Source organism: Streptomyces sp. NPDC055013, from assembly GCF_053608645.1.
Map to the genome: position 1 here is coordinate 181,881 of NZ_JBSGVW010000012.1, position 10,211 is coordinate 192,091.

Annotated in this window: 10 protein-coding genes; 3 read left to right on the plus strand and 7 right to left on the minus strand. The window is 70.7% G+C overall.

What is annotated here, in order from left to right:
* The first annotated feature begins 76 nt into the window (after window positions 1-76).
* Both ACWGDB_RS18060 and ACWGDB_RS18065 read left to right on the plus strand, forming a co-directional pair.
* A complete protein-coding gene (locus tag ACWGDB_RS18060; protein ID WP_453823327.1) occupies window positions 77-469 on the plus strand; it encodes a hypothetical protein in 393 nt (130 codons plus the stop codon).
* Window positions 470-576: 107 nt separating this feature from the next.
* Window positions 577-2,238 carry an alkaline phosphatase D family protein gene (locus ACWGDB_RS18065; RefSeq protein ID WP_453823328.1) on the plus strand — a complete coding sequence of 554 codons (1,662 nt, stop codon included), beginning with the start codon at window positions 577-579 and terminating at the stop codon, window positions 2,236-2,238.
* 29 nt (window positions 2,239-2,267) lie between these two features.
* On the opposite strand, the gene ACWGDB_RS18070 is transcribed toward ACWGDB_RS18065, so the two are convergent.
* Window positions 2,268-2,837, minus strand: a complete 570-nt coding sequence (locus ACWGDB_RS18070; RefSeq protein WP_453823329.1) for a dienelactone hydrolase family protein — start codon at window positions 2,835-2,837, stop codon at window positions 2,268-2,270.
* 95 nt (window positions 2,838-2,932) lie between these two features.
* Between ACWGDB_RS18070 and ACWGDB_RS18075 the strand changes: the two genes are divergently transcribed.
* Window positions 2,933-4,051 (plus strand): mechanosensitive ion channel family protein, encoded by a 1,119-nt coding sequence (locus tag ACWGDB_RS18075; RefSeq protein WP_453823330.1) that lies wholly within the window; start codon window positions 2,933-2,935, stop codon window positions 4,049-4,051.
* Between the two features lie 5 nt (window positions 4,052-4,056).
* Here the strand turns inward: ACWGDB_RS18075 and ACWGDB_RS18080 are convergent, their stop codons facing one another.
* From ACWGDB_RS18080 to ACWGDB_RS18105, 6 genes are all read right to left on the minus strand, one after another.
* Window positions 4,057-4,797, minus strand: a complete 741-nt coding sequence (locus ACWGDB_RS18080; RefSeq protein ID WP_451169346.1) for an SDR family NAD(P)-dependent oxidoreductase — start codon at window positions 4,795-4,797, stop codon at window positions 4,057-4,059.
* 38 nt (window positions 4,798-4,835) lie between these two features.
* Window positions 4,836-6,422 carry a Na+/H+ antiporter gene (locus ACWGDB_RS18085; protein WP_453823369.1) on the minus strand — a complete coding sequence of 529 codons (1,587 nt, stop codon included), beginning with the start codon at window positions 6,420-6,422 and terminating at the stop codon, window positions 4,836-4,838.
* 87 nt (window positions 6,423-6,509) lie between these two features.
* Window positions 6,510-6,992, minus strand: coding sequence for a GNAT family N-acetyltransferase (locus tag ACWGDB_RS18090; RefSeq protein ID WP_453823331.1), 483 nt, complete (start codon window positions 6,990-6,992; stop codon window positions 6,510-6,512).
* Window positions 6,989-7,933 (minus strand): RluA family pseudouridine synthase, encoded by a 945-nt coding sequence (locus tag ACWGDB_RS18095; protein WP_453823332.1) that lies wholly within the window; start codon window positions 7,931-7,933, stop codon window positions 6,989-6,991. The genes ACWGDB_RS18090 and ACWGDB_RS18095 overlap by 4 nt, the downstream gene beginning before the upstream one ends.
* 87 nt (window positions 7,934-8,020) lie before the next feature.
* Window positions 8,021-8,632 (minus strand): signal peptidase II, encoded by a 612-nt coding sequence (lspA, locus tag ACWGDB_RS18100; protein WP_453823333.1) that lies wholly within the window; start codon window positions 8,630-8,632, stop codon window positions 8,021-8,023.
* 70 nt (window positions 8,633-8,702) lie between these two features.
* Window positions 8,703-10,085 (minus strand): TraR/DksA C4-type zinc finger protein, encoded by a 1,383-nt coding sequence (locus ACWGDB_RS18105; protein ID WP_453823370.1) that lies wholly within the window; start codon window positions 10,083-10,085, stop codon window positions 8,703-8,705.
* Window positions 10,086-10,211 lie beyond the last annotated feature (126 nt).

A 10,211-nucleotide genomic window follows, 5' to 3' on the forward strand; every position in this document is an offset into this window, starting at 1 on the left:
TCCCCCGATTGCTGGCATAAACATGCCACGTAAACGATCTTGTGACCAGAGATCAATTGAATCGGGGAGAATCAACGTGAAGTACCGAGTCAGGACCCTGAGCAGCAGCCTCATCGCGGGCGCTGCCGCCGTCCTCCTCGCCACCAGCCCGGCCTCCGCCGGCACCGACGTGTACGTCGACACGACCGACCCGTGGAACTCTGCCGCCGCCGGCTTCGCGGCCGACGACGAGATATTCACCGTCTGCGACAACCGATCAGACGGCATGCGGGCGAGCGGCCGCATCATCTGGATCGACTCGAGCGCTTCGCACGCGGTGCCGCTGGAGGACGCCAATGGCTCCGGCAACTCCTGCGGGCGTAAGAACCTTTCGATCGGCGAAGGCATCACCGTGACTGTCGAGATCTGCGTCAGGAACGGCGCGAGCGGCGAGAAGAAGTACTGCGCGTCCAAGAACGGCAAGGCGTAAGCCGTAAGGAAGCCCAGGCCCAACTTTCGAGTCTGACAGCGAAAGAGCGGGCGAACTTTTGCCAGTTCGCCCGCTCTTGTTCATACCGATCAGTAACCTGATCGGCTGTGACCAGTCGATACAGATCATCCGAGCAGCTCAATTCCCTTACCCCGCGCCGCCGTACGGTCGTCAAGGCCGCGGCGGCGACGGCTGTGCTGGCCGGCCCGCTCGCCGCCGCGCTGCCCGCGAAGGCCGCCGACGCGGCCCCCGCCTTCCTGCACGGTGTCGCCTCCGGTGACCCGCTGCCCGACGGCGTCCTGCTGTGGACCCGGGTGACACCCGCCCCCGAGGCCACCCCCGGCTCGGGGCTCGGTGCGGACACCGAGGTCAGCTGGGTCGTGGCCCGGGACAAGGCGCTGATGAACATCGTCGCCAAAGGCTCGACCACCGCGAGGGCCGCCTCCGACCACACCGTCAAGGCGGACATACGTGGCCTGGAGCCGGCCACCGACTACTGGTTCCGCTTCTCGGTCGGCGGCACGGACTCCCCGGTGGCGCGTACCCGCACCGCGCCGGCGGCGAACGCGTCCGTCGCGGGCCTGCGCTTCGGCGTGGTCTCCTGCGCCAACTGGGAGGCCGGTTACTTCGCCTCGTACCGTCACCTCGCCGCCCGCGGCGACCTGGACGCCTGGCTGCACCTCGGCGACTACATCTACGAGTACGGCGCCGGCCAGTACGGCACGCGCGGCAGGTCCGTACGGCAGACAGCGCCGGCCCACGAGATCCTCACGCTCGCCGACTACCGCATCCGGCACGGCCAGTACAAGACGGACGCGGATCTCCAGGCCCTGCACGCGAAGGCGCCCGTCATCGCGATCTGGGACGACCACGAGATCGCCAACGACACCTGGTCGGGCGGCGCCGAGAACCACACCGAGGGCGCCGAGGGCACCTGGGCCGCGCGCCAGGCCGCCGCCAAGCAGGCCTACTTCGAGTGGATGCCGGTGCGCCCGGCGATCGCCGGCACCACCTACCGCAGCCTGCGCTTCGGCAAGCTCGCCGACCTCTCCCTGCTCGACCTGCGCTCCTTCCGCTCGCAGCAGGTCACCGTCGGCAACGGCGACGTCGACGACCCGGACCGTACGCTCACCGGGCGGGCCCAACTGGACTGGCTGAAGGCGGGGCTGAAGTCCTCCGACACCACCTGGCGTCTCGTCGGCAATTCGGTGATGATCTCGCCGTTCGCGATCGGCTCCCTCACCGCGGACCTGCTGAAGCCGCTGGCCAAGCTGCTGGGCCTGCCGCAGGAGGGCCTCGCCCTCAACACCGACCAGTGGGACGGCTACACGGACGACCGCCGGGAACTCCTCGCCCACCTGCGCTCGAACGCGATCCGCAACACGGTGTTCCTGACCGGCGACATCCACATGGCATGGGCCAACGACGTGCCCGTGGACGCCGGTACCTACCCGCTGTCCGCCTCCGCCGCCACGGAGTTCGTCGTCACGTCGGTCACCTCCGACAACCTCGACGACATCGTCAAGGTCCCCGAGGGCACGGTCTCCGCGATCGCCTCCCCGATCATCCGAGCCGCCAACCGCCACGTCCACTGGATCGACACCGACCGCCACGGCTACGGCGTCCTGGACATCACGGCCGAGCGCGCGCAGATGGACTACTACGTCCTGTCCGACAAGACGAAGCAGAGCGCGACCTCGTCCTGGGCCCGCTCCTACCGCACCCGCAGCGGCACGCAGAAGGTCGAGCGGACGTACGACCCCGTCTGACGCGGACGTACGGCCTCGCCGAACCGCCCCTAGAGGGTCTCGAGGAAGCCGAGTGCCACCCGCCAGGTGGCCTCGGCGGCCTCCTCGTCGTAGTCCGGCAGGGCCGGGTCGGTGTAGAGGTGGCCGGCCCCCGCGTATCTGTACACCTCGACGTCGGCGCCCGCCCGGCCCATTTGGAGATACCAGGCGCTCAGCCAGTCGTCCGTCTCGAACGGGTCCGGCTCGGCGACGTGCAGCTGCACCGGCAGATCGTCCACCGAGGCGTTCGCCGCGATGTCCGACGTGCCGTGCAGGAGCAGCAGGCCACGGGCCTTGTCGTCGCCCAGCGCGAGGGTCTGCGCGACGGACGCGCCGAGCGAGAACCCGGCGTAGACCAGCCCGCGATCCGAGTAGGGCGCGGCGGCCAGCACGGCCCGCTTCAGCACCTCGTCCTTGCCGATCCGCTCGTTGAACTCCATGCCCTCCTCGACCGTCTCGAACGTGCGTCCCTCGAAGAGGTCCGGCGTCCACACCTCGTGTCCGGCGGCGCGCAGCCGGTCCGCTGCCTCGCGCACCGCGGGCCTGAGGCCATAGGTCGAGTGAAAGAGCACGATGTTCATGAGGCCATCGTGCCAGCCGGGTCCGACAACGCCGTGACCACCGCCTCACCGACGCACATGTTCATGACCCCCTTCGGCTGGTTACGTTCGAAGGCATGGAGAACATACTCCGCCCGCTGATCGTGATCGGCGGCTCGGTCCTGCTCACCCTGATCATCGGGTGGGCGACCGACCGCCTCATGCGCAAGGCAGACGAACGGCACAGTGAGACGCCCCTGTGGGGTCTGCTGCGCCGCGCCCGCGTCCCCTACCAGCTCGTGCTGTGCGCGGCCCTGCTCAGAGGGTCGTACGACGAGGCCGAGCTGCTCCAGGAGAACCGGGTCGCCGTCGGCCGGGTGCTGACGCTGGTGCTGATCGGAGCGGCCGCCTGGCTGGCGATCCGGATCGCGGCGGCGGTCGTCGAGACGACGTACAGCCGTTACGCCCGTGTCCACCGAGATCCGGCCCGGGTCCGGCGGGTGCGCACACAGGTGACGTTGATCATGCGGGTGGTGGCGGCGGTCGTCGGTGTGGTCGCCGTGGCGGCGATGCTGCTGACCTTCCCGGCGTTCCGCGCGGCCGGCGCCTCGCTGCTGGCCTCGGCCGGCATCCTCGGCATCGTCGCAGGTGTCGCGGCCCAGTCCACGCTGAGCAACATGTTCGCCGGGTTCCAGATCGCCTTCGGGGACATGGTGCGCCTCGGGGACACGGTCGTGGTGGACGGCGAGTGGGGCACGGTCGAGGAGATCACGCTGACGTTCCTGACCGTACGGACCTGGGACGAGCGCCGGATCACGATGCCTGTGTCGTACTTCACGTCGAAGGCCTTCGAGAACTGGTCGCGCGGCGGCGCCCAGATGACCGGCACCGTCTTCCTCCACGTCGATCACTCGGCGCCGATGGAGAAGATGCGCGAGAAGCTCCGCGACATCCTGCGCGAGTGCCCGGCCTGGGACGGCCGCGACTACGGCCTGGTCGTCACCGACTCCACGCCCAGCACCATGGAGGTGCGGGCCCTGGTCACGGCGAAGGACGCCGACGACCTGTGGACGGTGCGGGTCACGGTGCGCGAGCAGCTGGTCGGCTGGCTGGCCGACGAGCACCCGTACGCCCTGCCGCGCGTCAACGCGGCGGACGCGGCACTGCCACCCGGCTTCCCCGTCCCGGGCCGCCTCCCGGCCCGCCGCGCCTACCAGCACGACCACCAGCCGACGGCGCGTCCCGACGGTGTCTGAGGGGTTCAGTGGCCGCGCTCGGCCCCGCCGTTGACCTGGATGATCTGCGAGGTGATGTGCCCGGCGGCGTGTGACGCCAGCCAGTGCAGGGTGGCGGCGACGTCGCCGGGCGTGGCCGCGCGCCCGGTCGAGGTCTCCGCGACCAGCCGGTCACGCCGCTCCTCGTCCATCGCGCCGCCGAAGAACTCGGTGTCCTCGACGTACCCGGGCGCGACCACGTTCACGGTGATCCCGCGCGGCCCCAACCGCCGGGCCAGGTCATGGGCGTACGGGTGCAGCGCCGCCTTGGACGCCGCGTACGCCACGTTGCCGGACCCCCGGAAGGCGGCGATGGAGCCGATGAACAGCACCCGCCCGCCGGGGTCGGCGAGCCGGTCCTTCAGGGCCTCGGTGAGCAGTGCCGCGGTCAGGGTGTTGAGGCCGAAGTTGAGGGTCCAGTTGTGCAGGACCACGTCGAGGGGCTCGTCGCTGTCCACCTTGGGCTCCAGATGGCCGGCCCCTCCGGCGCTGTGGATCAGTACGTCCACGGTGCCGAGCTCCGCCGCCACGAAGCGCTCCACGCCCCGCACACCGCGCGGCTTGCTCAGGTCAGCGGCGTAGGTGAGAGCCCCGGGCACGCCGGCCTGCTCCAGCACCTCGGCGCGCCGCCCGAGCAGCAGCACCTGATCCCCGTCCGCCGCGAACAGCTGCGCCGTCGCGAGCCCGATTCCCGTACCGCCACCACTGATCACCACGTTGCGAGCCATGATCAGAGCGTACGGAGGGACAGCCGCGGGTGCGGGGATCACCGCAGGCTGCGCACGTCCAAATGCCGCAGCACCCGGTCGACCACCTCGGGATTGGCCCCCGGTTCACTGCGCGCCGCCAGCACCTCGTGCCGCGCCGCGCTCAGCAGCTCGCCCTGGATCCGCCGCACCCGCTTCAGCCGCCGCGCCCGCTGCTCATGCGCTTCCCTGCGCTCCTCCTCGCCCAGGTCCGGGCTGATCCGCACCCCGATCTCGAACGCCCGGCGCAGCATCTGCTCGGCGAGGTCCTCGGGCAGGTCCTCGACGGACTCGATCTCCCGCAGCCGCCGCTTCGCCGCCTTGGCCGCGCGCACCGCCAGTTGCTTCTCGAACTCCTTCTCCTGCTCGCTGTCGGCGCGCACCCCGAGCCGTTTCACCAGCCACGGCAGGGTGAGTCCCTGCAGTACCAGCGTCGCCATGATCACCCCGAAGGCGATGAACACGATCTCGTCCCGGTCGGGAAAAGGCGCGCCCGAGTCCGTCTCCAGCGGAACGGCCAGCGCCAGGGCCACCGAGGCGACGCCACGCATCCCCGACCACCACATCACGACGGTCTCGCGCCAACTCGTCGGGATCTCCTCGTCGTAGTCCCGTCTCGCGTGCATGCGTTTGGTGAGCCAGGTCGCCGGCAGCAGCCACAGCAACCGCACCGCCACGACGACGCCGACCACAGTGGCAGCCCAGCCGAGCATCTCGCTCCACCGCCCGGACGCCGTCCGCACGGCGATGTGCAGTTCGAGCCCGATCAGCCCGAAGGCGACGCCGGTGACCAGCGTGTCGACGATGTCCCAGAAGGTGTGCCCGGCGAGCCGCGTCATCACGTCGTCGGCGTCGGTGGCGTACTCGGCGAGGAACAGGGCGGTGACCAGCACGGCAAGCACACCCGAGCCGTGGAGTTCCTCGGCCAGCACATACGAGGCGTACGGCACGAGCAGCGTGAGCGAGATCTGCAGGGTCGCGTCGCCCAGCAGATCCATCAGCTTGTTGGCGCCCCATCCGAGGGCGAGCCCTACGGCCAGCGCCACCACGGCGGAGAGCACCAGATCGAGCCCGGCCTCCCACGGGGAGAAGGTTCCGCTCACGGCGGCCGCGATCGCCACGTGGTAGAGCACGATCGCGGTCACGTCGTTGAAGAGCCCCTCGCCCTCCAGGATGGACACGAGACGCCTCGGCAGCCCGAGTTGCCCGGCGACAGCGGTCGCCGCGACCGGGTCGGGCGGCGCGACGAGTGCACCCAGCGCCACGGCGGCGGCCAGCGGCAGTCCCGGCACGATCGCGTGGGCGACGGCGGCGACGCACAGCGTCGTGACGAACACCAGCGCCACGGCCAGCAGGAAGATGGGCCGCAGATTGGCCGCGAACTGTCGCCACGACGTGCGTCGTACGGCCGCGTAGAGCAGCGGCGGCAACAGCAGCGGCAGGATCAGATCCGGCGGAATCTCGACGTTGGGCACGAATTCGAGCAGCGCGAGAACGATCCCGAGGAGGGTCATCAACACCGGCGCCGGCAATCCGAACCGGTCCCCCACCGGGACACTGATCACGGCCCCGAGCAACAGCACGAACAACAGGGCCAACTGATCCACGGTCAGCGCTCCGGTGAGATCGGGGTCCACACAGCAGACCTCAAGCCTGCCATGGCACCCTTCCCACCAGCGCCTTAGGGCCCTCGGCTAAAGAGCGCGCCGCATCGCCCGGTGCGGTATCCCCGCGTCCGGGAATTCCGGGCCGTAGGCCTCGTACCCCAGCCGCTCGTAGAACCCCAGCGCATGCGTCTGCGCGTGCAGATCGACGGCCGCGAGCCCCTGCGCGCGTGCCGCCTCCTCGATGGCCCGCACCAGGGCCGCCCCGACGCCGAGGCCGCGCGCCGCCTGATGCACGGCGAGCCGGCCGAGCGAGCCCACGGACGGATCGCCGTCGACCTTCGCCGCGGCCGCCTCCCCGTGCAGCAGCCGCCCGGTCCCGAGCGGCGTCCCGTCATCCCGTATCGCGAGCACATGCACGGCACCCGCGTCGTAGGCGTCGTACTCGATCTCCTGCGGGACGCCCTGCTCGACGACGAAGACCTCCTTGCGCACCGCGAAGCAGGCCTCGCGGTCGGCGGGGTCGTCGGCGACCCGCACGGCGTACGACGGGTCGTGCGGCGGAGCACTCATGCCCACGTCTCCTCGCGGACCTGGTCCAGGGCCTTCTGCAGGTCGGCGGGGTATTCGCTCTCGAACTCGACCCACTGGCCGTCCCCGGGGTGCTCGAAGCCGAGCCTTACGGCGTGCAGCCACTGGCGGGTCAGCCGCAGGCGCTTGGCGAGCGTCGGGTCGGCGCCGTAGGTGAGGTCGCCGACGCAGGGGTGCCGGTGGGCGGCCATGTGGACGCGGATCTGGTGGGTGCGGCCGGTCTCCAGCTTCACGTCGAGCAGGGAGGCCGCGCGGAACGCCTCGATGAGGTCGTAGTGCGTGATCGAGGGCTTGCCGTCGGCGGTGACCGCCCACTTGTAGTCGTGGGTGGGGTGGCGGCCGATGGGTGCGTCGATGGTGCCGCTGGTCGGGTCGGGGTGGCCCTGGACGAGCGTGTGGTAGCGCTTGTCGACCGTGCGCTCCTTGAACTGGCGCTTGAGCGACGTGTACGCGCGCTCCGACTTGGCGACGGCCATCAGCCCGGAGGTGCCCACGTCGAGCCGGTGCACGATGCCCTGGCGCTCGGCGGCGCCGGACGTCGAGATGCGGTACCCGGCAGCGGCCAGGCCGCCGATCACCGTGGGGCCGCTCCAGCCCGGCGACGGATGCGCGGCGACGCCGACCGGCTTGACGATCACGACCACGTCATCGTCGTCGTGCACGATCTCCATGCCCTCGACCGGCTCGGCGACGATCTGCACCGGGGCGGGCGCCTGCGGCATCTCCACCTCGAGCCAGGCCCCGCCGTGCACCCGCTCGGACTTCCCGACCACCGAGCCGTCGACCGTGACCTTCCCCGCCGCGGCAAGCTCCGCGGCCTTGGTACGGGAGAAGCCGAACATGCGGGAGATGGCGGCGTCTACACGCTCGCCCTCCAGGCCGTCGGGCACGGGCAGGGTGCGGATCTCGGGAATCGTGCTCACCCGTCGAGTATGCCGGACGGGCCGGAGCCCCCAGTACGGAGCCTGTGGATAACTCAGGCAGGGCCCGGGGCGCCGGCCCCGGCGGACTCAGTCCTTGTGGACGGTGCCGTCCGGGTCCAGCCCCCTGAACGACAGCAGCACGATCAGGATGCCGCCGCACACGATCGCCGAGTCGGCCAGGTTGAACACCGCGAAGTGCTTGGGCGCGATGAAGTCCACGACCGCGCCCTCGAAGACGCCCGGCGAGCGGAAGATCCGGTCGGTGAGGTTGCCGAGCGCACCGCCGAGCAGCAGGCCGAGCGCGATCGCCCAGGGCAGGCTGTACAGCTTGCGGGCGAGCCGCGCGATCACCACGATCACGGCCGCCGCGATCACCGTGAAGATCACGGTGAAGGCCTCTCCGAAGCCGAAGGCCGCGCCCGCGTTGCGGATCGCCTCGAACTTCAGCCAGTCCCCGATGATCTCGATCGGCGGCTGGTGCTCCAGCTTGGCCACCACGATCATCTTGCTGATCAGGTCGAGGGCGTACGCGAACGCGGCGACGCCGAACAGCACGGCGATCCGGCGCCGGCCGCGCGGCCGCTCGGCGGTGTTCCCGGCGTCACCGGTTTCCGTCGTGCTCCCGTCGGAATGCTCCGGCTCTGCACCCGCCGCCTCTGGGGTGTCCGGCGTACCGATGATGCGCTCCGCCTCTGCCACGTGAGTCCCTCAACCTAGGTACCTGACTGAGGACGAGAGTACGGCACGTCCGGCGGCACCCGCCTACCGGTCAGTACCGGCGTTCCTGCTTCTGCTTGCACTCGACGCACAGGGTCGCGCGCGGGAAGGCCTGCATGCGTGCCTTGCCGATCGGGTTGCCGCAGTTCTCGCACAGGCCGTACGTGCCCGCGTCGAGCCGCTCCAGAGCCCGCTCGGTCTGTTCGAGCATCTCGCGCGCGTTGGCGGCGAGCGCCAGCTCGTGCTCCCGCGTGATGTTCTTGGCACCGGTGTCCGCCTGGTCGTCGCCGGCTCCGTCCCCGGAGTCCCGCATCAGCCCGACGAGGGACTGCTCGGACGAGGTGAGCTCCTCGCGCAGCCGCGTCGCCTCGGCCATCAGCTCGGCACGGGCCTCATCGACCTCCTCCGGAGTCCAGGGGTCCTCGCCGGGGCGCACCGCGAGCTCGCCGGGCTCCACCGCCGCGGCGACGCGTGCCTTGGGAACGGCGGTCTTGGCCGCCGTGGCCGTGCCAGGAGTCTTCTTCGCAACCACTGTCGTGGCTCCCGTCTGCTCCGCGGCCTGCGCCGCGCCCGCCTTCTTGGCCCTGCTCTTGGCGCCCGCACGCTTCCCGGCCGCACCGAGGCTCCCCTTGGACGCGCCCTTCTCCACCACGCCGCCCTCCTCAACGCCCCCATCGGAGCGCCTTGCCCCACCGGCCGCCTTCTTGCCGTCCCCCACCTGCCCGCTCGCTTTCCTGCGAACGCCCTTCCCGGCCGCCTTCGCACCGACCGCTCCCTGCCGGGCACCTTCACGATCGATCGCCACTGAGCCGGCCGCCTCCTTGCCGGCCCCTACCCGACCGGTCACCTTCTTACGGACCGCCGCCTTGCCGGCCGTCCCCTTGCCGGCCGATTCCTTCCCAACCCCCTTCGCACCGACCGCCACCTGGTCGGTCGCCCCCTTGGTCGCCGACGCCTTACCAGCCGTTGTCTCCCCGGCCGCTACCTGGCCCGTAGCCTTCCTACCGGCCGCTGCCCTGCCAGGCGTCTGCTTCCCGGTCGCTCTCTTCCCCGCCCCTGCCTCGCCAGTCGTCCCCTTGTCGGCCGACGCCGTCCCGGCAGGCACCTCCTGGGTCGCCTTCTTGCCGGGCGCGGCCTTCCCTCCCGTTGCCTTCCCGCCCGCCACCTGGCTGATCGCCTTCTTCCCGGCCTTTTGCCGACCGGCTGCCTTCCCACCAGCCGCCGTCTTACCGGCCGCTACGCGCCCAGCCGCCCTCCTGGGCGCCAACTCCCCGGTCGCTTCGTCTGCAACGGTCACTTTCACGGCCACCTTCCTGGCGGCACCTTCCTTGGCCACGGTCTTCTTGGACGTGCTTGTCCTGGCTGCGGCCTTCTCAGCCGCGCTCTTCCGGGCCGCTGACTTCTTGCCCGCAGTGCCCTCGGCTGCCGCTTCCATGGCGACCGCCTTCTCTCCCGACGCCTTTCGTGCCGCCGATCCCTCGGCTGCCTTGCCCCCGGACACGGCCTTCTTGGGCCGCGCCTTCTTGGACCCCGCAGCCTTACCCGCAGACTCCCTGACCAC